The sequence below is a fragment of the Rhizobium sp. NFACC06-2 genome (assembly GCF_900101425.1).
Classification (GTDB): domain Bacteria; phylum Pseudomonadota; class Alphaproteobacteria; order Rhizobiales; family Rhizobiaceae; genus Agrobacterium; species Agrobacterium leguminum.
Window position 1 is genome coordinate 48,368 of record NZ_FMVA01000021.1, and the last position, 24,238, is coordinate 72,605.

A 24,238-nucleotide genomic window follows, 5' to 3' on the forward strand; every position below is an offset into this window, starting at 1 on the left:
TCTGGCGGGGCGACCGCGAAACACGTCGTACCGCGACGCCCCGGAACAAATCGGTATCACAGGATTTTCGAGAAACTCAGCGCGGTTGGCATGGCACCCGCGAAACACTGGACTATGGCTCCAATTATCTGCGAAAGTGCCTAAACCACGCCCGCACCCTGAGTGCATCATCAAATCCTGGCCCGCCGGACGCAATAATGGGGACGATGGCCTGAAGGGCAACATAGATCACGTAGAGAATGACAATAGTGTACCAAAGTATGTTGAACACGAAAGTTAGGCCCGCTCCCGCTGTCAAAAACACAACCAGGTTGTTCACGATCCAGAAGACAATGGTTCCGGCCAGAATGCGCAATGGAGTCAAAAGAAACAGCTCCAACCTGCGCAATACTTTCACATCTTCGGCTGGCAGCGGATCCGAGAAATAAACGTCGGCCCGCAGTTCACGAAAGGTCAGAATAGCTCTTTGCGGGTTTGATCGTTTGGGCAAACGAGCCGAGTGTCCGGCACCACGAAGCAGAAGACTGTCCGGTTGTCCCCTCACCGCCACAATCGTTCGACCGGTGCTGAGCAATACCAATCCGAAACTCAGCCATAGCGCAAAATCATAAAGCCCCGTTACATCGCCAGGAGAAAATCGTTGGAAGAGCCCGTAGACGGCCCACACCGGCGCAACGACAAGTGAAGTTCTCAACGGAAACCAAAGAAGCTCAAATACGCGTACACGTCTGAGGTTCGACGATCCGTTAGATTGTTGACTACCCAAATACTTGAGCCTCCATTTGGCCTCCTACTTTCGCAAATTGCATGCCGAGATGCAATCTGACCGTCCTCGCGGGCCGGCTGAGTAAGCTGAACGGGCGTAATCAGCCGCCTGTGTCGCATCGTTAGTAACCTTACAATAACAGCTCCAGTGCGTATGGAGGGAGCGCGGGAGGGTCCACGCTATCCGGCTGGAAGAAGAACGCAACTCCCTGCCCGGCAACCACTCGACCCGGTTCTACCGCCCGGCGTGGAGAATGGGCAAAGAATTCGCCCCGGGGACCGTTTCAGCGCGGCAAGCTGGTGACAAGTGCCGACATTGCCGGTTCCTTCCATCAGTGTCACGGGCCACGTCCTTCGCGGGCTCGATGAGTCATGTCTGATCGGTGAGCGGCTTCGCCTCGATCGTTCTCCCGCAACGACCCTCCGAAACTTTCTTCCCCTGCGGCTTTGCCGCATTCCTCGCGCAACAACAAAGCTCCTCCGGGCCGCCCTCCACGTTGTTTCGTCCTTGCAGGTGCGGTCCAATCGTCCCCGATCTTTGCGACAGCCATCGAGGCCGCGAAGGGCGCGGTCCGAAACAAACGAAAGGAACATGATAATGGCAACCATCGGCACCTTCACCACCTCTGAAAGCGGCTTCAACGGCTCCATCCGCACGCTGGCCCTCAACGTCAAGGCTCGCATCGCCCGCATCGAAAGCCCCTCCGACAGAGGCCCGCACTTCCGCATCTATGCGGGTAACGTCGAACTGGGTGCAGCCTGGCAGAAGCGTTCCGCAGAGACCGAACGCGACTACCTCTCGGTCAAGCTGGACGACCCGAGCTTTCCGGCTCCGATCTACGCTACCCTCTCCGAAGTCGAAGGTGAAGACGGCTTCCAGCTCATATGGTCCCGACCCAACCGTGACTGAAGTCCTCGAGGCTCCGCCCACGGGCGGGGCCTCTTCAAACTACAGGAGAAGGCGGTACCAAGGCATCGAGCCCGGTTCCGGCCTTTCGGTGAGATATGGAGACGAAGGACGCGGCTTGGATCGCCCGGGGTTGCCTGTTCGACTGACGGACTCGATGAAGAACGATCACCCGCCCCGACCAACTTTCGATGCCGCGACATCGCCAATTCGAAAGCAGAATCTCCGATGCAAAAACTCGCCAGACTCCTCGTCGCCATGGGTGTCGTTTTGCAATCCCGGCAAGGTGATCGTTCGCTTTTCCGCAAGGGAAAGCTCTGGCCATGGCCGTTTCGGCGGCCGCTCTTTTTTGTTCCGGCTTCGACGCCACTGTCAATCAGCTCAATGGTCGTTGTGCAATAGCTCTCGGTCGGTAGCCTCGTGCCCTCTTCTGCCGCGTAAGGTCGAGAAACAGTCTGACCGCCTCTTCCTCCCGTCCGAAATGATGGATCATCATTTGCCCCGATGTTCCGATTCTTCCCCATCGTCTGGTCAGACAGGTTTCCCCGAACAGCGATACGGAAATCTGCATGGCGTAGAAACGGGCCATGTTCTTCGCAGCGTCAATACGTTCGACGTAGAGTTGGTAGGGTTGGATCATCATCGGCACAGATTCGCCGATCGGCAGCAACACGTCCAACGACAGTTTTGAATCATTGGGTGTCAATCGATTCATCGTCGTGATGTTTCGTGTAACCAAAACGATTGTTCGGGCGAGACGACTAAGGTCGAAACGGTGGTTGTCGGGTTTGCGATTTTTCCTGGATGATACGACGGTCTTCTGCACCAAACTCTCCCCCTTTCTCGATGGCAGACGTTATATTGCTCGCAGTTGCATCGTCTTTGCGGCATGTGTCGAGTACCACCAGTCTTCACGTTTCCGGGGGTGAATGAAACCGGTTTTCGCCGACGCATGCCTTCATATCATCACGTCGAAACCAGAGCGCGCGGCCACAGCGGAGCGGTGCGTTGCCGGCGGTGAAGACGATCTGTTCATCCGCACGCATGCGCAGGACCTCATGCGGCTGGATCAGCGCTCTTGCGGCAAGCTGCTTCGAGCGCGTCCGCGACGATCCCTTTGCCTGAAAACTACGGCTGACCTGGTCAACCTCGACCGTGGTCATACCGCATCGTTTCGATATGTAGTCGGCGGTCTCGGGATCGTTGATCGCTGCAAACGATATCCAGCTGGCGCTCTCGAACCACTTGCTCGTCGCATCGCGACCCCCATAGGTCTCGCGCATCTGGCCGAGCGACTGATAGATCATCGTCAACGTGATCCCGTATTTGCGACCCGCGTCGCGCGCGGTTTCCAAGATTCGCATGTAGCCAAGGCGGGCGACCTCATCGAGGAGGAACAGCGCGCGTCCCTCGATCTGGCCGTCAAGATTGTAGATCGCGTTGAGAAGCGAGCCGATGATGACGCGCGCGAGGCCCGCATGGGTCTCCAATGTCTTGAGGTCGAGGTTGATGAAGACATCGCTGTTTCCAGCGGCGACGTCGCTGGTCGAGAATTTCCGGCCTGAGACAAGTGCGGCGTAGTTCGGATAGGAAAGCCAGTGTGTTTCCTTCACGGTATTGGCGTAGACGCCGGAGAAGGTCTCCGGCGTCATGTTGACGAAGGCCGCGACATTTTCCTTCACAAAGTTCGAGCCGGAATTCTCGTAGATTTCCTGCAGCCGCTTGCGCAACGTCGGCTCGGGCTCTGAAAGATTCCTGCGCACCCGCCGAAGCGTCTGATCCCTCTCATCCGTGTAACCGGAGAGGCAGACATCGGCGATGAGCGCGGTGAGCAACTGCAGCGCCGATGCCCGGAAAAAATCATCACGGACACCCCGCGGCCCGCCGCCCTCGCTCATGACCCATGACGCGACCGAGGCGATGTCCTCTTCCTTCGTTCCGCCGAAACGGCCAACCCAGTCCAGCACATTGAAGCCGACGTCGGGTTTCCTCGGATCGAGGACGAACATGTCCCTTCCCGCTCCGCTGCGATACGCGGAGACCATCGGTGCAACCTCGTTCGAAGGGTCGAGCACGATCAACGTGCCACCCCATTTGAGCGCCGTCGGTATTGTCACCGAGGTTGTCTTGAAACCGCCGGAACCGGCAAAGACGATCCCGTGCGACGAGCCGAAAGAACCGTCGAAGCACAGCAAGGGTGGCTTCCCGCCGGCACCCCAGGTCTCTGCATTATCGGCTCGAAACGCGTGGGCTGCGATAGCATCCTTGTCGACCCGATAACGTTCGCCAATGACCATGCCGCCGGCGTCTGGAAACAGCTTTGCCGCTTCTGCGAGCGTCATCCAGTCGGCCTCGCCATGAAGCGCTCGCTTCCCCCGAATGCGTTTCGGCGCGACGCTTGCAAAGGCCGAGTTGCCGATCAACACAACGCGGAGCGCGAAGCAGGCAGAGAGAAACGTGGCGCTCGCTCCAATCGACGTTGCTGGATCGAGATAAGCGAAGACCGTCTTGTCGGACGGCAGTGTCTTTGCGAAAGCAGAAAGTCGGATTGTTTCGCGGATGGCTGCAATCAAGGCTGCCCCGCTGCTCCCTGCAACGACGCCCCAACCTGCCTGCCTGATACTGATCGAACCGGCACTTGCGAATAGAAAGACGATCCCGATCGCCGCGCTGGCCACATAGGGCAAGGCAATGCCCGCCCGCCCCCATGCCAGTCGTGCGGCTTCTGTGTTGCCGAGGCCGGAAAGCCAGTGCTCGATCCCGGTCATTCCGATCACGACCAGGATCATCAGCGCCGCTGGCACGACAATAAGCGCAATCCTATTCAGCGTCATTGCCGAAGGCCTCCGCCCCGATCGCAATGAGCCTCGACCGCTCGCCCTCGTCGCCCTCGATGCGGCGGGCGATGTCGATCAGCGCACCGAGCAGCAGCGCCCGCTTCTGGTAGCGCAGTCCGGCTTTGACGATCAGGCCGCCAAGCTCGATCTTTTCCCGCGTATCCTTCTTGCGGGCCTCGGATGTCATCGTCCTCGCCATCCGCTCAAGCCTCGCCATTCCCGCCCGCATCCGCACCAGCCGGGATCGGTGCGGTTTGCTGCGAGGCGATAACTGATCCTCCCCTTTCTTTTCCGATCGAAGCAGGCTGGCTTTCGCGAAACCGTCTGGTCACGTCCTCGAAGGTCGCCTGAAGCTCCCCCTCATCGATCTCGATGTCACCAAGGCCCGCCTTGAGCGCGATACGGCCGATGCGCTCGGCTTCCCTTGTCTCGGCAAGCTTGAGTTGTTCCTGCAGCTTGGCGATTTCATCGCGGATTTTCGAGGATGGTTTCTTCATTCCGTTCGTCTCCTGGGTGAGAAAGCCTGTCTTTCGAACCCAGTTTTTCGCAACAGGGTGCGGAACGCACTACTGTTAATCCTGCAATCGCCAAGGGCGATGCTTTGGTGAATGATCCCGGCCGTTTCGAAGAAGCGGCTTCCAAGGGCGCAATTATACGTCGCTGGCGCGACGCTCTGCTTTTCCGCCCCGGCGGGGCCGTTACTTCCGACGAACCAATTGATCTCGTTTGCAACCGGGAAAGAATTCTGCCGTGGCCATCCCCCATTTCTCTGTCAGTGTCGTCGCCCGCGGCTCCGGCCGTAGCGCTGTCCTGTCGGCCGCCTATCGGCACTGCGCCAGGATGGAGTTCGAGCGGGAGGCTCGCACCGTCGACTATCGCGCCAAGCAGGGTCTCGTCCACGAAGAGTTCGTCATCCCTGCCGATGCCCCGGGATGGCTGCGAACGATGATCGCCGATCGCTCGGTCGCCGGTGCGTCCGAGGCTTTCTGGAACAAGGTGGAAGCGTTTGAGAAGCGCTCCGATGCGCAACTCGCCAAGGATGTCACCATCGCTTTGCCGCTCGAGCTGACCTGCGAACAGAACATCGCGCTGATGCGCGATTTTGTGGAACGACATATAACGCCGCAGGGAATGGTCGCCGACTGGGTCTATCACGATGCGCCGGGCAATCCGCACGTCCATCTCATGACCACCTTGCGGCCACTTACTAAAGACGGGCTCGGCGCGAAAAAGATCGCTGTGTCCGGTCCGGACGGCGCGCCGATGCGCAACGATGCCGGCAGGATCGTCTATGAGCTTTGGGCCGGAAGCCTTGAAGATTTCAACGCGTTTCGCAATGGCTGGTTTGTCTGCCAGAGCAAGCATCTGGCGCTCGCCGGTCTTGATATCAGGATTGATGGCCGTTCCTTCGAAAAACAAGGGATCGATCTCGAACCGACCATTCACCTGGGCGTCGGCACGAAGGCGATCGAGCGCAAGGCGGATCGATCCGGTGACAGGCAGGAGGGTATTGCCGGCAAGCTCGAACGCATCGAACTCCAGGAAGAGCGCCGTGCCGAGAACGCCCGCCGCATCCAGCGGCATCCTGAAATCGTGCTGGACCTGATCACGCGAGAGAGAAGCGTCTTCGACGAACGCGATGTGGCAAAGATCCTCCACCGCTATACCGACGATGCAGGACTCTTCCAAAGCCTGATGGCGAGGATCCTGCAGAGCCCGGAAGTACTTCGTCTCGAACGAGAGCGGATCGGTCTTGCAACGGGTATCCGGGCGCCGGCAAAATACACCACGCGTGAAATGATCCGACTGGAAGCCGAGATGGCCAGTCGTGCGATCTGGCTGTCGCAGCGGTCCTCGTATGGCGTCCGCAACGTCGTGCTCTCGGCGACCTTGGCACGTCATGACCGGCTTTCGGATGAGCAGGAAACAGCGATCGAGCATGTCGCAGGACCCGAGCGGATTGCTGCGGTGGTCGGCCGCGCCGGCGCCGGCAAAACGACGATGATGAAGGCAGCGCGTGAAGCCTGGGAAGCAGCAGGCTTTCGCGTCGTCGGTGGCGCGCTTGCCGGCAAGGCAGCCGAGGGACTGGAGAAGGAAGCCGGCATCGTCTCTCGCACCCTGTCGTCCTGGGAGCTCCGTTGGAGCGATGGCCGCAACCAGCTTGATGACAAGACGGTGTTCGTGCTGGACGAGGCCGGCATGGTGTCGTCACGGCAGATGGCACTGTTCGTCGAAGCCGTAACGAAGACCGGAGCCAAGCTGGTTCTGGTCGGTGATCCGGAACAGTTGCAGCCGATCGAGGCGGGCGCCGCCTTCCGCGCGATCGCAGACCGGATCGGCTATGCGGAACTCGAGACCATCTATCGCCAGCGCGAGCAGTAGATGCGCGACGCCTCGCTCGATCTTGCGCGCGGCAATGTTGGTCGAGCGATCGACGCCTATCACGTCCACGGGCATTTCAACGGGTTGGACCTCAAGGCACACGCGGTCGAAAGTCTGATCGCCGATTGGAACCGCGACTACGATCCCTCGAAGACCAGCCTGATCCTCGCCCACCTGCGCCGCGACGTTCGGATGCTCAACGATATGGCGCGGGCCATGCTGGTCGAACGCGGCATCGTCGCCGAAGGTTTTGTCTTCAGGACCGAGGACGGAACGCGCAAGTTCGCCGTCGGCGACCAGATCGTATTCTTGAAGAACGAAGGTTCGCTGGGCGTCAGGAACGGCATGCTGGCAAAGGTTGTCGAGGCGGCGCCTGGCTCTATCGTCGCTGAGATCGGGGAGAGTGACCACCGCCGTCAGGTCGCGGTCGAGCAGCGCTTCTATGGCAACATCGATCACGGTTACGCGACGACAATCCACAAGAGCCAGGGTGCGACCGTCGATCGCGTCAAGGTGCTCGCATCACTGTCGCTTGACCGGCATCTCACCTATGTCGCCATGACCCGTCATCGAGAAGATCTTGGCGTCTACTACGGTCGACGGTCTTTTGCCAAGGCGGGCGGGCTGATCCCGATCCTGTCGCGGAAAAATGCAAAAGAGACGACCCTCGATTACTCGGCTGGTCCCTTCTACCGCCAGGCACTTCGTTATGCCGAAGCTCGCGGCCTCGATCTCGTCAGGGTCGCCCGAAACCTGGTTCGCGACCGGCTCGATCGGACGGTTCGGCAGAAACAGAGGCTGGCCGGTCTCACCGCCCGCCTTGCCGCAATTGGCAAAAAGATCGGCTTCAGGCGCACAGCAACCCAATCGGATTCCAGACCCTTCACGGAGACGAAACCCATGGTCTCAGGCATCACCACTTTCGCTAAATCACTCGCGCAGGCCGTAGAGGACAGGCTCGCCGCCGATCCCGGCCTCAAGAAGCAATGGGAGGATGTGTCGATCCGCTTCCATCTCGTTTACGCGCAGCCGGAAGCAGCCTTCAAGGCGATCAATGTCGACGCCATGCTCAAGGAGCAATCGGTCGCGCAGGCCATCCTTGCAAGGATCGCTGGCGGAGCCGAGAGCTTCGGTGCGCTGAAGGGCAAGACCGGCCTTCTGGCCAGTCGCACGGACAGACAGGATCGGGAAAAAGCCATCGCCAATGTGCCGGCGCTCGCCCGAAACCTTGAACGCTACCTTCGTGGGCGGGCAGAGGCGGAACACAAGCATGAGACGGAGGAGCGTGCCGTACGCTTGAAGGTGTCGGTCGACATCCCGGCGCTCTCACCCTTGGCCCGGCAAACGCTCGAACGCGTCCGCGATGCGATCGATCGCAACGATCTACCCGCCGGCCTCGAATATGCGCTGGCCGACAAGATGGTGAAGGCGGAGCTCGAAGGGTTCGCCAGGGCTGTCGCCGGACGCTTTGGCGAACGAACCTTCCTGCCGCTGGCCGCAAAAGACACCGATGGCAAGACCTTCAAAACCGTCACGGCAGGCATGACCGGCGGCCAGAAGGCGGAGGTCCAGAGCGCGTGGAACTTCATGCGCACCATACAGCTACTTTCCGCGCATCAACGCACCACCGAGGCGCCCAGGCAGGCGGAGACGCTGCGCCAGACGAAGAACGGGGGGCTATCGCTCAAATGACGATCTGTGTCGAAACACGCCGGGCCATGGCACCGCAACAGCGGCGAGCGATCGTGATCATTTCGATTGCGGCGATGGCGGCCATTCTGGCGACGGTCGTCGCCTTTGCCGGTGGCTACCGCATTAATCTGACCCCAAGCAAGCCGCTCGGTATATGGCACATTGCCCCGCTCCATCGACCCGTGGGTGTCGGCGACATCGTGTTTATATGCCCACCGGAAACAGCGGAAATGCGGGACGCGCGAGCGCGTGGCTATCTCCACTTCGGTCTTTGCCCGGCCGGTCTTGCGCCTCTCATCAAGACGGTGATCGCAGTCGCAGGACAGCATGTCGAAATCGGTGCCAGCGTCAGCGTGGACGGGCGCATGGTTTCCTCTTCACGTCTCGCGCAACACGATGGAACGGGTCGGAGGTTGCCGCCGTTTGCCAGTGGTATCGTGCCCCCAGAACATGTTTTCCTGCATTCCGCCTTTCCCGGTTCCTACGACTCCCGATATTTCGGTCCCCTGCCTGCCTCAGCTATCCTCGGTCTGGCGCAGGAGGTACTCACCTATGCGCCGTAAGCGCCTTCAATCGATGCTTCTGACAGGGGCTGCGGCCATCGCAGGTGCGGTGGGCTGGAGCGGCTATACCCTGCTCCTTCCCGTCGCCCTGGCGTTTCCAATCCTGTGGTCGAAAGCACGAAGCAGACCGGAGGCAATGCTTGTGTCATCTGGATATTTTCTGGCAGCATCACGCGGATTGCCGCAGGGCGTTGCGGCGTTCTATTCGTCAGATCTCTGGCCGGGTTTATTGCTCTGGTTGTGTGCTTCCTTCAGCTTTGTCACCCTGCATACACTCCTCTGGACAAGGGCTGCCGGTGCGCTTCCGTGTCGCTATCTTCTGGCGGCCGTCATTGTGGCCATCCCGCCTTTCGGTATCACGGGTTGGGCGCACCCCGTCACCGCCGCGGGGGTTCTGTTTCCGGGGTGGGGGTGGTGGGGACTGGGGGCGATGACAGCTGGCCTGGCAGGCCTCGTAACCCGCCCTTGGCCAGCTGTCGCCATGGCCCTGACAGGCCTTTGGCTCTGGTCCGCCGCAACCTGGACCAACCCGAGACTACCTGAAGCCTGGCGCGGCGTCGATCTGGAATTGGGTGCTTCGCTCGGTCGGGAGGGCGGTCTTGAGCGTCACCGTGATCTGATCGCAACGGTGCACGCCACCGCCAGGGACGGGATCCGCTTTGTCGTACTGCCTGAAAGTGCCCTGGGCTTATGGACCCCGACTACGGAGCGACTTTGGACCGGCGGTTTCGCTGATGGTGACATCGCGGTCATCGCCGGTGCTGCGGTGGTTGATGCCGACGGTTACGACAATGTCCTCGTTGCGATCGACAGCAAGGGCGGGCGCATTCTCTACCGCGAACGCATGCCGGTCCCCGGGTCGATGTGGCAGCCCTGGCGATCCTGGGTTGGGGAAAGTGGCAGCGCCAGGGCGCACTTCTTCGGGAGCGCGATCGTCATTGTCGGGGATGTCCGCGTCGCTCCGCTGATCTGCTATGAGCAGCTTGTCGTCTGGCCGGTCTTGCAATCGATGCTCGACGGTCCCGACGTCGTTGTCGCCGTCGGCAACGGCTGGTGGGCGGCCGGAACCTCCATCACCGACATTCAGCGCGCGAGCACCGAAGCCTGGGCGCGACTGTTCGACAAGCCTCTCGTCATCTCCTTCAACACGTGAACCATGGAGCTTGCATGCTGGACGCTGCGTTGATCAAAGAATGCGCCGACCCTTCCCTCAAGCCCGCGATCGTCGAGCAATTCGTGATGGCCGCAGGCTCGACTGATCCTCTCGCCGTCACGGTCAAATCAGGCGGCCGGTTGATCCTCGTGCCGAAAGCCACTTCAGCGGAAGAAGCGATGGCCATCGTGCGACAGTATGCCGGTCAGGCGGTTGTCCGCGTCGGGGTCACACAGTTTCCAGCCGGTGTTGGCATCAGGGAACCGGCGGATATCAAGCCGGACCTTGTCGATTCCTGCCAGAATCTCCGCAAAGGCACGGCGATGTTTGCCAAGGTCCTGAGGATCGTTGCCAAATGGTACGGTAACCCCAGGAGCGACGATGATGTTTTTCCGCAGATTTTCGATGACGCGGTTTACGCGTGGAAAACCGGCGAGTTCGAGGGCGTCGGCATTTTCCAGGCGGAGGATCCGGGAACGCCGGTTGAAGTGCCGCAGCGAGGTAGAGAAACGGCCACCGCCGAGGTGGACGACACCGAAATGGCGCCAAACGAGGAGCAACCGGTGACTGCCCAGAATGTCGGGCAAGCCGGGATACGGATCGACCTGTCGCGTATTGGAGGCCAATAGCTTTGACTTCGTTTGCCGGGCGGGAAGAGGAGGTCTCGATCCAGATGCAGCGCATGAACCGGTCTCTTCCAAATCCGGGTCTCACACGCCTTCCTCCTCTGCGTCGTTACGGTCGCATAGGACAGGCTCGAGTATCCTCGTTACATCTTCGGCCAGGCTCGCCTGAGGCGTTTAGCCTGGATCTTCGCGTCGCCCCGAGCAGGCGACAGGTTCCCGAAACTCTCCTTGCCTGCCCACGCCGCCGCTTCTTACGCTGCCATGCGGGCATATCGAGCCGGGGGCATCCCGGTATTCCGCGCAAAGGCCACGCTGAAGGTGCTTGCTGACCCATAGCCAACCCGTTCGGCGATATCCTCGATTGCGAGACTGCCATCCCGCAAGAGCTGCTTTGCCAGCGCCATGCGCCAGACCAGCAGATATTCCATCGGAGGAACCCCGACAATGCGATTGAACCGTGCAAAGAATGCCGAACGGGACAGCGAGGCCCTGTTTGCAAGATCGACAACGGTCCATGGATGGCCTGGACGGGCATGCATCGCACGAAGCGCGCCTGCGAGGCGTTCGTCCGCCAGTCCCCTGCGCAGGCCCGGCGCGGAGGTTGTTTCTGTTGCAGACCGCAATGCCTCGATCAGCAGAACCTCGATAAGGCGTTCCAGAACGAGTTCGCGGGCTGCGCGCCGATCCTGGGTCTCCTCATCGATCAATTGCATCAGCGTGGCAAACCGGGTTTTGTCACGCACCAGAACCACCTCCGGCAGCAGGGAGACGAGCAGCGCAGAATCCGGTGCGCCAAAGCTGCAATGGCCGATACGCATGCGCAGATCGGCCGGACCGTCGTGTGGCCCGACGCGGAAATACCCTTCATTGATCTTTGTCGGCACCATAGCCGGCAGATTGGTCGCAGCATCAATGCTCTCATTGACGAGATCGCGCATGGCGGGCGCGAGGACGAAGTCTCCGGCCTTAAGGGTCAAGGTTTGATGACCATCGAAGGTAACGCGGCATGTCCCTTCCAGGATCGCGCAATAGAATGGTTCCCCTGTCGCCTCGCGGCGTATGCGCCACGCGCCTGAACATTCCACCAGCTTCGACAATCGCGCGGTGGGCTGCAGAAGTGTGACGATTTCGGCAAGTGGGTCCACAGTCATATCAGGACTATCGCAAAAGAAATGAGGATGTCAGCATATATAAAGTCTTCCGCCTGGTCACTACCATAATGTCAGTCACCTTGTATGGAGATAACTATGCCCAACATATTGATTACCGGTTGTTCCTCCGGCTTTGGCCTCGAAACCGCAAAACTGTTCCTTGAAAGAGGCTGGGATGTGATGGCGACAATGCGAACCCCCGCCAGGGATTTGCTTCCGGCGTCCGATCGTCTGCAGGTTCTCGCGCTCGACGTCACCAATCCCGAAAGCGTCGCGCAACTGGTCGAGACAGCAGGTCATATCGACGTTCTTGTCAATAATGCCGGCCTTGGCGCGCCGTCGCCGGTTGAACTGACCGCCTCGCAGACTGTACAGGCTCTCTTTCAGACAAACACGATCGGAACATTGGCGATGATCCAGGCGGTGGCCCCGCAAATGCGCCATCGCCGAGCCGGCGTCATCATCAATGTCACATCCTCGGTCACGGTGAAGCCACTGCCGATCATCGGGGTATACCGCGCCAGCAAGGCGGCGGTGAACGCATTCAGCGAGTCTCTGGCGATGGAAATGGAGCCTTTCGGCGTCCGTGTGCATATCGTCTTGCCGGGCCGTTCGCCGCAAACCAGCTTTGGTGCCAACGCTCGTCCACATCTGCGCGGCATGGATGACGCGGACTATGCCCCTCTTCTACAGCAATTCATCAAGAATGTTCAGGACGACAAAGGCCCCGTCACCCAGGCCCGGGATGTCGCCGAGGCAATTTGGCAGGCTGCCAACGATCCCTCCGCGCCACTGCGCATTGCTGCGGGCGAAGACGCAGCGCTCTGGATGGCTGAGGCAGGCCTGTAGTCATCGAAGCGCCGGTCAAACCGGTGTTACCCAATCTGGCACTGATACTGGAGCGTGTCGATATTGGATAACAATACCGGCACACTCAAGCTTGTCCTTGTTGCATATGCCCTATGCACAGGCGGATTTCTCAATACCGGGGATGCCTTCTCGAACGAGATTTCACCAAGGGCCTCGATTGGCGGCGCAAGTGGTGATCGGGATATCCCTAAGTTTGACGGAGAGACAGGTGAATGCCCGCCAGCGTGCATCGCACGGAACCTCCGGCCATTTCGATTGATGGTATATCAAGCGCAACAATTCTCACGCGCTCTTCGATCGCGTTTCGCTGTGAAGGTTCGAGCGACGCCAGGGCAGTCGTCGACATGGCTAAAAGGCGGCCATTGTACCCCTGAAGCTCCAGCGCATTGCCTGCAAACCTGCCGATCTGGTCATCACGCAGTTCAATGACGTATCGGCCTGAATTGTCCAGGCGTGCCAGGATCTCTTTGCGACGCACGACGTCTGGTATCATCCCTGCCCCGATCATGGCGAAATCGGTTCCGATGCACATCAGGACGTTCGTATGATAAATGGCTACTCCCCGAGCGTCGCAGGCATCAAATACCATCGGCTCGAACCCGAATTGCGTCGAGAAGCGTTCCAGCACAACGGGGTCTGTCCGGTCTGATCGTACCGCGTATGCAACCCTGTCGATATGGTCCAGGACCATTGCGCCCGTCCCCTCGAGGAACAGACCGTCGGGCTCCAGGCCGGAATAGTCGACGACCTGCTGCACGCGGTATTCGGATTTCAGCATCTCGATAATGTCGAACCGCCTCTCCCGTCTACGATTGTTCGCCCGCATCGGATAGATGGCCACGTGCCCGCCGGCATGGGTTGAGAACCAGTTGTTGGGAAAGACCGAGTCGGGTGTGGTCGTTCCCAAATCATCAAACAGGTGAACGGTTACACCATGACTGCGGAGTGTTTCCACGGCATTGGTGACTTCGAGATAGGCTTCTTTCGCTATATCCGAAAGATCGATATCTGCTGTCTGGAAGCTGTTGTCGTCAGCCGTCTGTTCGTTAACGGTGAAATTATGAGGCCGGACCATCACGACCGCGGCTGGCGCTTGCGGAGAATATCGCATGAATTCATCCCCTCTGCCGGAAGATGTCGGTTTTCAGCTGAAGGTCAACGCCTCCCTGCCCCGCAAGCTTGCAGATTGTCAGTGCCGTCTCATACGATTTTACGAAGGCAGGGACCGGCAGGAATTCAAACCGCGAATGGAAGTTGTAGGCCCCTGTGAAAAAGTTCGGCGTGGGTATTCCGCGCGCGGACAACGCTGAACCATCTGTTCCACCACGCATCGGAATGATTTTCTTTGCAATGCCGAGGTGATCGAGGGCGCTGAACAACAGACCGGACGCGCGCGGATCAGCAGCGAGGTGATCGCCGATATTGTCGTAGGTGTCGGAAACAGAGCTTCGAACCGAACCGGTCGGATATTGTGCCGCAACCAGCGCCGCGACCTCGCCAATTCGCTTTTTTCGTTCTTCGAAACCGGTCTTGTCGAAATCACGGATCATGACCTTCAGTCGGGCCTCGCTATCGCTGGCGACCAGATCCTTGAACCAGAAATACCCTTCCCTGCCTTCGGTGCATTCAGGCGTATCGTTACGATCGAAGTGCGAGATGAAATCGAGCGCCATCAAAAGAGGATTTACCAGTATCCCTTTGGCCGACATTGGATGAGCGCTGACGCCCGTAAAAACGATCTCTGCGGATGCGGCGTTGAAATTTTCGACCACCACCTCACCCTGCTCACAGCAATCGATGGTGTAAGCGAAGTCGCAAGGGAAACGGGCAAGATCGAGCGCCTTTGCTCCCCTTAAGCCGATCTCCTCGTCCGGAACGAAGGCGATGGCAATGTCACCGAGGGGAGCGTCATCCTCCAATCGTGCCAGCAGCGTCATGATGACCGTAATCGCAGCCTTGTTGTCGGCGCCGAGCACGCTGGTGCCGTCGCCCACCACAATATCTTCACCTTCCCAGCCCCTGAGTTCAGGATGATCATCTACCCTCAGCCAGATATCGTGGTCACTGTTCAGGCTGATATCGCTTCCTTCAAAGTCTTTGATCTGTGGCTTGATGATCGCAGACAGGCCGACATCGACGGTATCGAGATGGGCGATGAAGCCGACGCGCGGGAGTTTCGAATCACTGCCGCGCCTGATCGCCGTGACGATTGCATTATCGTCGACAATCACGTCTTCAAGGCCGAGTTCCTGAAGCTCCTGTGCAAGCAGTAAGGCAAGTTTCAGTTGCCCCGGCGTTGACGGTAATTCGCTAGAGGCCGCATTGCTCTGGCTTTCGATGCCGACATACCTGAAAAATCGTTCGAGAAGCTCGTCACGTAGCCCGGTTGCATCCCCTGCCGTCGTGTCCATGATCTGCGCTCCGTTCGTAATCTTTGTAATGTTGCAGTTTGAAGATCTTATTGCGTTGCTTTGGCCCGGACCTGCATGGCAATTCGCGTTGCCTCGTGTTCTGCTCGATCCAGGGCTCAGAGCCGCAGAATGCCGATGTTGTCTTCGATGTCGATCCTCGTTCCCAGTTTAGCTGACTGCGCCTGAAACCGCGTGAGAATGCGGTCCGCTCTCCCGTTGATCGCAAGTTGGGGCGCCAGGCGCTCCTCCAGCCGCGAATGGCTCAAACCCTCCTCGCCACCGATGACAACGGGATGGAAATCGATCCCTGCAAGGTGATTTCCGGTATCGAAACTGCACACGCTAATTACGCTCTCCCAGACCTCCGGTGCATGCCATGTGGATTTCGACGGAACATGGAATATGAAATTTCCAAGACTGTAGAAGATCGGCATGCCGTTATAGATTTCGAGCGGTTGAAGGACGGGTGCGCCGTGGCTCAGGAACATCGCCGCGCCCGCATCGATGCAACGGCGCGCGACGGAGCCAACCCAGTCGGGAACCTGGTACCAGTCCGGGGCCCAATGATGATGATGCAAATAGGCGACGACGAGGTATCCTTCGTTCGCAGCCGATGCGATTTCCTGAAGGTTGCGCTCCATGTCCGACCTGTCGATGCTGACGTTGCGCCCAAAACGTCCGGCCCGCTTGAAGACCGTCCGGCCGAGCGCCAGCTCGTCAACAGGATCGACGAAAGGCGGATCGTTCGGTTGACTGTCGTTGGAAAGGTCAATCGCGGTATATCCGACTTTGTCCCGGATCGCGGTCAGCTCTTCAAAGGCGCGATCGTCGACTTCGATGAGCTGCGAAAGCTTGAGACGGTTGATACCGGGACGCGCGGGGCGATGTTCGTCACCGTCAGCTGCATACATGAGATCAGGTCCAGGACCGCCATCCATGGCAACCATCGCCACGCGGTTTGTGCCAACCACTCCCCTCGCCGCCTGGGCTGCGTGCCGGTGGTCCCTTCCGATCCCCGCACGCAGTATCCGGCGCCGTTCCACTTCGTCCAGGGTTGCCAGGATCCCTGACGGTCCCAGGTCAAACGCATGGTTGTTGGAAAGCGCCAGAGCGCCAAAACCCATCTCGGCCAGAGCATCAAGCACGATTGGCTTGCTGCATCCGAAAAAGGAACCTTTCAGTGGCCAGCCGCCATAATCTCCAAGAATGGTGCCCTCGAAATTGGTAAAGGAAAGATCTGCCTTTCGAAGGATGTTCTGGACCGCCTTGAACTCCGCAGCATCGATGTTCCGAATGTCGTGTTTGATAAGAGACTGGCCGGTCACGGCGAGAGTAAATCGTCCTGTCATATGCTTTTGCCTGTGTTGACTGCCTGCTGCGGCAGGTTGGTGGACGGGCGGACAATCGCGCCCCTGAAGCTGTGGTGCTGGTAAATGAACGTAATCTTCCGCGGAGATATCAGTGCATGAATCGTCGTGGGCGAGCGTCGATGAGACTTCGCGTGTAGGGATTGCGCGAATTCGAGAAGACGTCATCACAAGGGCCGCTGTCCTCGAGCCTGCCATCCCTGAAGATGAAAACCGAGCGGCAAAGCTGCTGGACGACCGCCAGATCGTGCGAGATAAACAGCATCGAAAGTTTCTGGCTCAGAACGGTTTCCCGGAGCAATTCGATGATCTGGGCCTGCACCGAGACATCAAGTGCAGAGGTCGGCTCGTCAGCAACGATGATTTGCGGACGTGCCAGAAGGGCCCTCGCGATGCAGACGCGCTGTTTCTGTCCACCCGAAAGCTGGTGCGGATAACGGGCAAGCAGGCCCAGCGGGAGTCCAAGTCGTTCCATCATTGCATCGAGTGAGTGCTTCCCGCCATCGTCTCCCGCACCCGCACCAAAGCGGAGGCTCTCGCGCAAGGCCTCGCCTATACGCATCGTCGGGTTTAATGACACGGCAGGATCCTGAAAAATCATCTGCACCTGTCCTAGAAGGCCGCTGCGGCGTCCCGGTCGAGTCACATCGTAGGGCCGGCCCTCCAGCAGCATCGTTCCAGTGGACGCCGGTTCCAGCCCCGCAACGATCCGGCCGAATGTCGTCTTTCCGCTGCCGCTTTCTCCGACTATGCCGGTGATCTCACCCCGAGGCAGCGTCAGGCTGATCTCGCTTAAGGCGAACCGGGCAGAGCCACGCCCCCTGCCGACCACAGAGGACAGCTTGCTTGCGCCGAATGACTTTCCAATGCCTTCGGCAACAAGCGAAGCATTGGAAGCACCTCTCATCGCTGCAGCTGCTTCCTCCCCCCGTGGGCCGTTGTGGCTGTTCTCGCCAGGACCCTCATTATTCAGATGTAGCCGGGGAACCGCGGCGAGAAGGTCGCGTGTATAGTCTTCGGCAGGTTTGTCGATCACACTGGCTGTGTCGTTTTCCTCGACCACCTTTCCGTTGCGCATGACGAGGACGTGATCGGTAACGTCTGCGACGACGCCCATGTCATGGGTGACAATGATGATTGAAATGCCCGTTTCATCAACGAGGGCGCGCAGCAGCGCCAGGATTTGCTTCTGCACTGTGGCATCCAGTGCCGAGGTCGGTTCATCCGCGATAATGAGATCGGGCGATCCGGCCAGCGCCATGGCGATCACCGCCCGCTGTCGCTGCCCGCCGGAAAACTGGTGCGGGAAGTGACCGTAGCGACGCTCCGGGTCGGGAATGCCAACCCGCCCGAGCAGCTCCAGCGAACGCAGCCGGGCATCAGCGGAAGACAAGTTCGCGTTATGGGCGCGAACCGTCTCGGTGATCTGGGCACCGACGGTCATCAGCGGGTCAAGCGACGCGGTATGATCCTGGAACACCGCCGAAATTCGCCGGCGCCTTGCGAAGTCACTGTCGAGTGGAGCGAGGGCCATCCCGTCGATGGCGATCGTTCCGGAAACCTGCTCGATGTCGGGCGGCAGCAGGCCGATGATCGCGTTTCCAATCGTTGATTTTCCGGCGCCTGATTCCCCAACAATTCCCAGGATTTTGCCACGGTCGAGCGTGAAACTGACATCGCTCAGGATCATCGACTGGCCGAATTTTGACCGGTGGCGGAGACTTAGATTGCTGACCTCGACAAGAGGCACGGCGTCGTTGTCTGTCACAGGTTTTGTCATTACTGTTCCTAAGCTGTTCATCGCGGCTTGCTCCTGGGGTCGAGGCGCAGGCGAATGCCCTCGCCCGTAAAGTTGATGGCGGCGATCAGGCAAAACAGTGCAAGGCCGGGAAACAGGCTGATCCAGTACTGACCAGTCAACAGATACTGGAAACCGTTTGCGACCATCGAGCCGAGCGACGGTTTGTCCAGCGGAACGCCAAGGCCGAGGAATGACAATGTTGCTTCAAGTGCCACCGCATGCCCAACCTCGATCGGGATGAGACTGACGGCCGGAGCGATACTGTTTGGCAGGAGGTGCCGAAATATGACCTTTTGGGTCGGCAGACGCATCAGGCGTGCTGCGTCCATATAGGGCTTTCGCGCCTCGCTGAGGGCGACACCTCGCACCAGCCGTGCATAACTTGCCCATTGCGCAATCACGAGCGCAAGAATGATCCTGTCCACGCCCGGACCAAGCGTGACGATGGCGACCAGCGCAACGAGGATCGTCGGAAGGCTGAGCTGCAGGTCAACGATCCGCATGATCATGACATCGACCCAGCGCCCGAAATAGGCAGCGCTAACCCCAGCCGTCAGGCCGATCAATGCAGCGATCGCCGAGCTGGTGAGCGACACGACGAGGCTGATGCGCAATCCATAGAGAATGGTACTGAAAATATCCCGCCCCAGCCCGTCCGTACCAAGGAGATAAATGTAACCTCCGCTGCCGACGGTGCCAGGAGCCGATGACGCCTCCCACACGAAAACCTGAAGCGGATCATAGGGGTTCTGCAAAGCAATCAGGGGTGCTGCAAGCGCCGCCAGTATGAAGCAGCAAAGGACGACTGTTGATAGGCGACCCGAAGCATAAGAAAAAGGGCGTCGTCCGGACATGCCGGTGCGCATCCCAAGCGCCCGAAGAATAAGCGGTCTCATGATATGTCCCTTCTTATGGCGACAGGCGCACGCGTGGGTCGACGAACGTGTAATAGAGATCGACGACAGCGTTCAGCGTAACGAAGCTCACGGCGGTGAAGGTGAGGCTCGCCATCACGACAGGTCGGTCCAGCAACTGAATGGAGTCGATCAGGAGCTTGCCAATCCCCGGCCAGGCAAAGATCGATTCAACAACGACGGCAAAGGCGAGCATTCCGCCAAATTGCAGGCCGATGATCGTGACAAGAGGCACGCTGATATTCGGCAAGGTGTGAGCCAGGAGGATTCGCTTCGGCGAAAGGCCTCGTGCCCTGCAAAAGCGCGTGAATTCCTGCTGTTCCACCTCGATCGTGCCCGATCTTGTCAGTCGGGCAATCAGTGCGATGTTCGGGATGGCAAGTGCCAGCATCGGGAGGACCATGTGCCGCAATCCGTCTGCGGTCAGAAAGCTCCACTCGCTCCCTGCAAAACTTGCCGGCGTGCCTCTGCCACCCGACGGGAACCAGCCGGTCAGGACCGCACCCGTCAGGATCAACATCATGCTGAGCCAGAACGAGGGAACGCTGAGAGCAAAAACGCTGCCGTTCAGGACTATCCGGTCGAACGCCGTTCCCTTTCTTCTGCCGGCAACGAGGCCAAGGCCGACCCCGGTGACGGCCGACAGAAGCATCGCCGCGCAGGCGAGCTCCAGCGTTGCCGGCAGTTTGCCAAGAACCAGGTCAAATGCGGGTTGATGGTAGATATAGGAGGTACCGAAGTTGCCGCTGACGACGTTCTTCAGGAACAATCCATATTGTTGCCAGATCGGCAGGTCGAGCCCGAGCGCAGCTGTCGCACGCCTGATGTCTTCGGGTGTGGCAGTTTCGATGTTGACCACATTGAAGACGGGATTGCCGACGCTGTGGATGCCGATGAAGCCGATCAGCGACATGGCGAGGAGTAGAAGCAAGGCCTGCGAGAGCCTTGCCGACAAGGCGGAGATTAGAGCCATCACCTTACTCCGTCGCTGCGATGGTCTGCATGGCTGTTGTCCAGCCGCGCGGGTGCATCACGAATGATCCAACTTTCGGGCCGTAGCCGACGATATGATGGAAGTGATAGAGCGGGATGATCGGCTGGTCTTTGAGAGCAAGCTCCGTTGGCTCTGCGAGCGCAAGATTCCGCGCCTCGCCTTCTTCGAGGCCCTCTGCCTTTGCAAGAAGTGCGTCAAAGGCTGGATTGCGATAATGCCCGAAGTTCAGCGCTCCGGTGCCGCGCTCCTTATCCGGAGAGGCCAGCAGCGCTTGCAGTATGACGTCCACGGATTCGCCAGAGGTCCCGCCGTACCAGGCGGCATATTCGCCGGCGGCGCGTTTGGTGTTGAATACAGAAAACGGGGATGCCTGGGGCTGGACAGACACGCCAATCCGCGCCCAGCTCTGTGCCACAGCCTGAAGACTGTCGCTGTCTCCGGGGTAACGGCCGGCAGGGCCAGCAAGCACCAGGTTGAAACCGTCAGGATAGCCGGCATTTGAAAGCAGTGCCTTGGCCGCGTCATAGTCGGGTGCTTCTGCCTTCAGGTTTGGGGAGGTTCCGGGCAATCCTTCGGGAAACAGCTGTGACGCTGCGGTACCGTATCCCGCGAGGATTTTTTCTGCGATCACATTGCGATCCGTGGCAAGCGCCAGGGCCCTTCGCACCCTCACGTCGCGAAACGGGTTTGGAATTGGGGCGCCGGATTTGTCGGTAACGCCGGACACCTTCTCCTTCTCGACGTCGAACTGCAGAAAATTGATGCGAGCCGCACTGATGCTGGCGATATTGGCGCCGCGCTGTTTCAGGGAACTCACGTCCCTCGCCGGGATCGAATCAGCCACATCCACATCACCGGCAGACAAAGCCGCGACACGTGCCGCAGGACTTTCCATGACCCTGAAGTTGACCGTGGGCCATGCGGGACGACCGCCCCAGTAGTCATCGTTTCGTGTCAGTCGCAGGGTCTCGCCCGAACTCCAGCCCTCCAGCTTGTAAGGGCCCGTGCCGACTGAAGCCCGCCCGGAATTGAGTTCCTCCGTTGTTTGAAACCCGTCCCCCGGCTTGTGCATGATGAAGATGGAAGACATCAGTAAAGGGAAACTGGGGACTGGCCGATCCGTTTCGAAGGTGACCGTTAATGGATCCGATGCCGTAACGGACCTGATATCTGCTACGTAGGAACGGTATCCGCCGCTGGGTGACTGCAGGAAGTTACGGATGCGCTCGATGGAATAGACAATATCCTCTGCCGTAAACGGCGAACCGTCATGAAACTTGACGCCGTCACGCAGCTTGAACTCCCAGCGGTTGCCGGAGATCATCGACCATGAAACCGCGAGGCCGGGCTTGAGAGAGAGCTTCTCGTCCTGGTAAACCAGCCGCTCGTAAATATTCGACAGCAGCGAAGTGTTTTCGTTGAGGTTCGCATAATGCGGATCGAGCGTCATCAACTTGTAAGATGTCGCGATCCTTAAGTCCGACTGGGTCTGGGCGCCGACTGGCGTTGAGGGCTGGGTGAGAAGCACGATTGAGAGAATGCCCGCCGCAATAGCGATTGGTCGTAATGTTTTGGTGAAATTGGTCATCGAGTTCCCTTTTGTCGTTGAAATTTGGACGGCCGAGCCCCTTGCTGCGGCGAGGCAGCAACTCGGTTCAGCAGTCAGTTGCTTGAATCGGTAATGCGACGGGGGCGCTGGAGCTCCGCCGGATAAATGAAACAGTGCTCGAATTTAGAGCGCCACAGCCTTCCCGTTTTGATCCCCCGCCCTAGTTGGTTGGGCCGGCGCGGTCATCGGGCCAACGCGCGGGCAGTAGGCAGGAAAAAAGACCTAGGAGTTGAGTTGAAATCTGTCCTCGCGAAATTAGGCGTAGTTCTGCTATTGTCGGAATCAACCATGATCCGAGCTCCCTAACAGCATGATTGTGGTTAGGCCGCATCATGCGCTCGTGCGCGAGATGCAGTCAAGTGAAACTAAAAGTGCCACATGAACTAAAAAAGTTCAACCCGAAATCGTGGATTTATGAAGAAAATAACAGGTGCTCAGATTCGAGCCGCAAGGGCCCTAAAGCGATGGACGGCTGAAGAGTTGGCCAGTCATGCCTCTGTTGGATTATCGACGATAAGAAGAGCTGAAGCTGACAATGGAGTACCATCCATCACCGCGGCAAACTTGAAGCTAATACATCTCGCTTTTGAAGATGCTGGAATCGAATTCATCGAAGAAAATGGCGGTGGGGTTGGTGTTCGCTTCAAGAACCCGCGTTAATCGAACGATCTTTTTCGCGACGAAGCGCCTCTCAATTTTCTGTCGGAAGCGGCGTTTTGGAATCTCTGCCAAGATGGGTTTATCAGTGAGCGCTCCGGCAAATCACACACCGTAGTGGCGCAAATCTAGGCAGACTCTCGTGATTGGCAACTCGGGGAGATTGAAGTGATTGCAGATGGCCGAAAACCTAGTGATATGAAAAACCCACAGGAAGATAGCGCAGCGATCCGTTTGCTGGGGATGGAAATACCGGACGTTTCGCTGAAAGCGACCGATGGCACGACTGTTGACCTCAAAGGACCGGGTCTATCCGTAATCTATGCGTACCCACGCACTAGTCCACCAGACGGCAGCGCATTTGAGGGATGGGACGAAATACCCGGAGCTAGAGGATGCACGCCTCAGTCTTGTGCGTTTCGCGACCATTTCTCTGAGTTGAGAAGACTAGGGGTGAGTCGTCTTTTCGGGCTTTCGACTCAGACCACTGAATATCAAAAAGAGGCCGCAGAACGGCTTCATCTGCCCTTTCCATTGCTTTCTGACAATTCGCTTTCGCTGGCCAACGCTCTTGACTTACCCACTTTTGAAACCGGCGGGTTCACCTTGCTCAAGAGGCTGACAATGATAATCGAAGACGGTACTATCAAGCATGTTTTCTATCCGGTTTATCTGCCCGATGAGAATGCCGACGCGGTGATTGCTTGGCTGGCAGCAGACTATCGCTCATGATTGTACGGAGTACCGACAACGGTCGAGACGCACGCTGCTTCTGTGGTTCCCGCACAAATCCATCGGCTTCGGGCACTTTAGCCCACGTGCTTAGGTGCCTTTGGAAAGACAGTTATGGGGCCGGGAGGAGACGATATTGGGGTGTCAAAACACTAAAGCCGACATCAGTAGATCTGGTGCCGTTGGCCAAGTTCGGCCCGAAGCGGACGTGCTAGACGCTCTTTAGAGCGGCCAAGTCACCATTGCTCAAGGATGTCAAATTGGCTTCGATCTTCTCGATCGACCAATCCCACCAGGCGATATCAAGAAGGTCGTTTATCACCTCGGCGGAATAACGCATTCTAATGATGCTGGCTGGATTGCCGCCAACCACTGCGTAAGGTGGGGCATCGCGCGCGACCACTGAGGCTGCGGCCACGATTGCGCCCGCACCAATGTGCACGCCCGGCATAATTGCCGCGTCGTGGCCGATCCAAACGTCATGTGAACCGCACCGGCTTTGCCGGAGACCGTTTGGTTTAAGTTATGCGGCCAATGCTGGTGCGTCCAGCATGGCGTAGTATCGTTCCTCGGCCTCTGCAGGCGGAATGTTTCCAATGGGCTCCAGTAGACGCCGGTTGTTGAACCAATCGACCCATTCCAGCGTGGCGAACTCCACAGCTTCGAAGTTGCGCCATGGTCCTCGGCGATGGATGACCTCAGCCTTGTAAAGGCCGTTGATCGTTTCGGCGAGAGCGTTGTCGTAGCTATCGCCGACGCTTCCGACGGAAGGTTCGATACCTGCCTCTGCCAACCGTTCGGAATACT

Annotated in this window: 22 protein-coding genes and 1 pseudogene; 8 read left to right on the top strand and 15 right to left on the bottom strand. The window is 58.7% G+C overall.

The features are described 5' to 3' along the window. Positions 1-124: 124 nt before the first annotated feature. On the bottom strand, positions 125-766 hold the full coding sequence (locus F3H58_RS24520; RefSeq protein WP_149744090.1) for a hypothetical protein: 642 nt from the start codon (positions 764-766) through the stop codon (positions 125-127). Positions 767-1,363: 597 nt separating this feature from the next. Here F3H58_RS24520 and F3H58_RS24530 point away from each other — a divergent pair. Next, a complete protein-coding gene (locus F3H58_RS24530; protein WP_060724607.1) occupies positions 1,364-1,675 on the top strand; it encodes a DUF736 domain-containing protein in 312 nt (103 codons plus the stop codon). A 373-nt stretch (positions 1,676-2,048) separates the two neighbouring features. Here F3H58_RS24530 and F3H58_RS24535 read toward each other — a convergent pair whose 3' ends face one another. The 4 genes from F3H58_RS24535 to traC all read right to left on the bottom strand — a co-directional run bounded on the left by F3H58_RS24535 (position 2,049) and on the right by traC (position 5,006). Then, on the bottom strand, positions 2,049-2,387 hold the full coding sequence (locus tag F3H58_RS24535; protein ID WP_149744106.1) for a WGR domain-containing protein: 339 nt from the start codon (positions 2,385-2,387) through the stop codon (positions 2,049-2,051). A 196-nt stretch (positions 2,388-2,583) separates the two neighbouring features. Then, positions 2,584-4,506, bottom strand: coding sequence for a Ti-type conjugative transfer system protein TraG (traG, locus tag F3H58_RS24540; RefSeq protein ID WP_149744091.1), 1,923 nt, complete (start codon positions 4,504-4,506; stop codon positions 2,584-2,586). Continuing rightward, a complete protein-coding gene (gene traD / locus F3H58_RS24545; RefSeq protein ID WP_149744107.1) occupies positions 4,493-4,708 on the bottom strand; it encodes a type IV conjugative transfer system coupling protein TraD in 216 nt (71 codons plus the stop codon). The genes traG and traD overlap by 14 nt, the downstream gene beginning before the upstream one ends. 4 nt (positions 4,709-4,712) lie before the next feature. Further along, on the bottom strand, positions 4,713-5,006 hold the full coding sequence (gene traC, locus F3H58_RS24550; RefSeq protein WP_149744092.1) for a conjugal transfer protein TraC: 294 nt from the start codon (positions 5,004-5,006) through the stop codon (positions 4,713-4,715). A 253-nt stretch (positions 5,007-5,259) separates the two neighbouring features. On the opposite strand from traC, the pseudogene traA reads away from it, so the two are divergent. The 4 genes and pseudogenes from traA (at position 5,260) to F3H58_RS24570 (ending at position 10,928) form a co-directional block, all read left to right on the top strand. Further along, a pseudogene (gene traA / locus F3H58_RS24555) lies at positions 5,260-8,583 on the top strand (Ti-type conjugative transfer relaxase TraA). Beyond that, complete coding sequence (gene traF, locus F3H58_RS24560) at positions 8,580-9,146, top strand: conjugative transfer signal peptidase TraF (protein ID WP_149744093.1); 567 nt, start codon at positions 8,580-8,582, stop codon at positions 9,144-9,146. The pseudogene traA and the gene traF overlap by 4 nt, the downstream one beginning before the upstream one ends. After that, positions 9,136-10,299 carry a conjugal transfer protein TraB gene (locus tag F3H58_RS24565; protein ID WP_149744094.1) on the top strand — a complete coding sequence of 388 codons (1,164 nt, stop codon included), beginning with the start codon at positions 9,136-9,138 and terminating at the stop codon, positions 10,297-10,299. The genes traF and F3H58_RS24565 overlap by 11 nt, the downstream gene beginning before the upstream one ends. 14 nt (positions 10,300-10,313) lie before the next feature. Further along, complete coding sequence (locus F3H58_RS24570; protein ID WP_149744095.1) at positions 10,314-10,928, top strand: TraH family protein; 615 nt, start codon at positions 10,314-10,316, stop codon at positions 10,926-10,928. 248 nt (positions 10,929-11,176) lie between these two features. Here the strand turns inward: F3H58_RS24570 and F3H58_RS24575 are convergent, their stop codons facing one another. Beyond that, positions 11,177-12,076 carry an AraC family transcriptional regulator gene (locus F3H58_RS24575; RefSeq protein ID WP_149744096.1) on the bottom strand — a complete coding sequence of 300 codons (900 nt, stop codon included), beginning with the start codon at positions 12,074-12,076 and terminating at the stop codon, positions 11,177-11,179. A 96-nt stretch (positions 12,077-12,172) separates the two neighbouring features. On the opposite strand from F3H58_RS24575, the gene F3H58_RS24580 reads away from it, so the two are divergent. Continuing rightward, the gene (locus F3H58_RS24580; protein ID WP_149744097.1) at positions 12,173-12,925 is read left to right on the top strand and encodes an SDR family oxidoreductase; all 753 of its coding nucleotides are present in this window, start codon (positions 12,173-12,175) and stop codon (positions 12,923-12,925) included. A gap of 208 nt (positions 12,926-13,133) precedes the next feature. Here F3H58_RS24580 and ctlX read toward each other — a convergent pair whose 3' ends face one another. From ctlX to F3H58_RS24615, 7 genes are all read right to left on the bottom strand, one after another. After that, positions 13,134-14,057, bottom strand: a complete 924-nt coding sequence (gene ctlX / locus F3H58_RS24585) for a citrulline utilization hydrolase CtlX (protein WP_149744098.1) — start codon at positions 14,055-14,057, stop codon at positions 13,134-13,136. Between the two features lie 4 nt (positions 14,058-14,061). Next, entirely contained in the window at positions 14,062-15,357 is a 1,296-nt protein-coding gene (pepT, locus tag F3H58_RS24590) for a peptidase T (protein WP_149744099.1), read from the bottom strand. Between the two features lie 116 nt (positions 15,358-15,473). Then, positions 15,474-16,706, bottom strand: coding sequence for a CapA family protein (locus F3H58_RS24595; RefSeq protein WP_149744100.1), 1,233 nt, complete (start codon positions 16,704-16,706; stop codon positions 15,474-15,476). A 109-nt stretch (positions 16,707-16,815) separates the two neighbouring features. Further along, on the bottom strand, positions 16,816-18,504 hold the full coding sequence (locus tag F3H58_RS24600; RefSeq protein ID WP_149744101.1) for a dipeptide ABC transporter ATP-binding protein: 1,689 nt from the start codon (positions 18,502-18,504) through the stop codon (positions 16,816-16,818). Positions 18,505-18,521: 17 nt separating this feature from the next. Continuing rightward, positions 18,522-19,379 (bottom strand): ABC transporter permease, encoded by an 858-nt coding sequence (locus F3H58_RS24605; protein ID WP_502706426.1) that lies wholly within the window; start codon positions 19,377-19,379, stop codon positions 18,522-18,524. 55 nt (positions 19,380-19,434) lie between these two features. After that, the gene (locus F3H58_RS24610; RefSeq protein ID WP_149744102.1) at positions 19,435-20,412 is read right to left on the bottom strand and encodes an ABC transporter permease; all 978 of its coding nucleotides are present in this window, start codon (positions 20,410-20,412) and stop codon (positions 19,435-19,437) included. A gap of 4 nt (positions 20,413-20,416) precedes the next feature. Further along, on the bottom strand, positions 20,417-22,021 hold the full coding sequence (locus tag F3H58_RS24615; RefSeq protein WP_149744103.1) for an ABC transporter substrate-binding protein: 1,605 nt from the start codon (positions 22,019-22,021) through the stop codon (positions 20,417-20,419). Positions 22,022-22,456: 435 nt separating this feature from the next. On the opposite strand from F3H58_RS24615, the gene F3H58_RS24620 reads away from it, so the two are divergent. Both F3H58_RS24620 and F3H58_RS24625 read left to right on the top strand, forming a co-directional pair. After that, a complete protein-coding gene (locus tag F3H58_RS24620; protein ID WP_080868767.1) occupies positions 22,457-22,702 on the top strand; it encodes a helix-turn-helix transcriptional regulator in 246 nt (81 codons plus the stop codon). 195 nt (positions 22,703-22,897) lie between these two features. Next, a complete protein-coding gene (locus tag F3H58_RS24625) occupies positions 22,898-23,431 on the top strand; it encodes a peroxiredoxin (RefSeq protein WP_149744109.1) in 534 nt (177 codons plus the stop codon). A 211-nt stretch (positions 23,432-23,642) separates the two neighbouring features. Here F3H58_RS24625 and F3H58_RS24630 read toward each other — a convergent pair whose 3' ends face one another. Next, positions 23,643-23,903: a hypothetical protein gene (locus F3H58_RS24630; RefSeq protein WP_502706427.1), complete on the bottom strand. Its 261-nt coding sequence runs from the start codon at positions 23,901-23,903 to the stop codon at positions 23,643-23,645. Between the two features lie 51 nt (positions 23,904-23,954). Beyond that, positions 23,955-24,238 (bottom strand): integrase core domain-containing protein (locus tag F3H58_RS24635; RefSeq protein WP_149744104.1); only part of this gene is annotated, 284 nt, incomplete at its 5' end.

Bases quoted from the DNA above. Each gene is read 5' to 3' on its own strand.
- pepT (WP_149744099.1), bottom strand. From the start codon at position 15,357: ATGGACACGACGGCAGGGGATGCAACCGGGCTACGTGACGAGCTTCTC.
- F3H58_RS24565 (WP_149744094.1), top strand. From the start codon at position 9,136: ATGCGCCGTAAGCGCCTTCAATCGATGCTTCTGACAGGGGCTGCGGCC.
- traD (WP_149744107.1), bottom strand. From the start codon at position 4,708: ATGGCGAGGACGATGACATCCGAGGCCCGCAAGAAGGATACGCGGGAA.
- traC (WP_149744092.1), bottom strand. From the start codon at position 5,006: ATGAAGAAACCATCCTCGAAAATCCGCGATGAAATCGCCAAGCTGCAG.
- ctlX (WP_149744098.1), bottom strand. From the start codon at position 14,057: ATGCGATATTCTCCGCAAGCGCCAGCCGCGGTCGTGATGGTCCGGCCT.
- F3H58_RS24620 (WP_080868767.1), top strand. From the start codon at position 22,457: ATGAAGAAAATAACAGGTGCTCAGATTCGAGCCGCAAGGGCCCTAAAG.
- F3H58_RS24580 (WP_149744097.1), top strand. From the start codon at position 12,173: ATGCCCAACATATTGATTACCGGTTGTTCCTCCGGCTTTGGCCTCGAA.
- F3H58_RS24625 (WP_149744109.1), top strand. From the start codon at position 22,898: ATGAAAAACCCACAGGAAGATAGCGCAGCGATCCGTTTGCTGGGGATG.
- F3H58_RS24530 (WP_060724607.1), top strand. From the start codon at position 1,364: ATGGCAACCATCGGCACCTTCACCACCTCTGAAAGCGGCTTCAACGGC.
- F3H58_RS24575 (WP_149744096.1), bottom strand. From the start codon at position 12,076: ATGACTGTGGACCCACTTGCCGAAATCGTCACACTTCTGCAGCCCACC.
- F3H58_RS24610 (WP_149744102.1), bottom strand. From the start codon at position 20,412: ATGGCTCTAATCTCCGCCTTGTCGGCAAGGCTCTCGCAGGCCTTGCTT.
- traG (WP_149744091.1), bottom strand. From the start codon at position 4,506: ATGACGCTGAATAGGATTGCGCTTATTGTCGTGCCAGCGGCGCTGATG.
- F3H58_RS24615 (WP_149744103.1), bottom strand. From the start codon at position 22,021: ATGACCAATTTCACCAAAACATTACGACCAATCGCTATTGCGGCGGGC.
- F3H58_RS24595 (WP_149744100.1), bottom strand. From the start codon at position 16,706: ATGACAGGACGATTTACTCTCGCCGTGACCGGCCAGTCTCTTATCAAA.
- traF (WP_149744093.1), top strand. From the start codon at position 8,580: ATGACGATCTGTGTCGAAACACGCCGGGCCATGGCACCGCAACAGCGG.
- F3H58_RS24535 (WP_149744106.1), bottom strand. From the start codon at position 2,387: ATGAATCGATTGACACCCAATGATTCAAAACTGTCGTTGGACGTGTTG.
- F3H58_RS24605 (WP_502706426.1), bottom strand. From the start codon at position 19,379: ATGTCCGGACGACGCCCTTTTTCTTATGCTTCGGGTCGCCTATCAACA.
- F3H58_RS24570 (WP_149744095.1), top strand. From the start codon at position 10,314: ATGCTGGACGCTGCGTTGATCAAAGAATGCGCCGACCCTTCCCTCAAG.
- F3H58_RS24600 (WP_149744101.1), bottom strand. From the start codon at position 18,504: ATGACAAAACCTGTGACAGACAACGACGCCGTGCCTCTTGTCGAGGTC.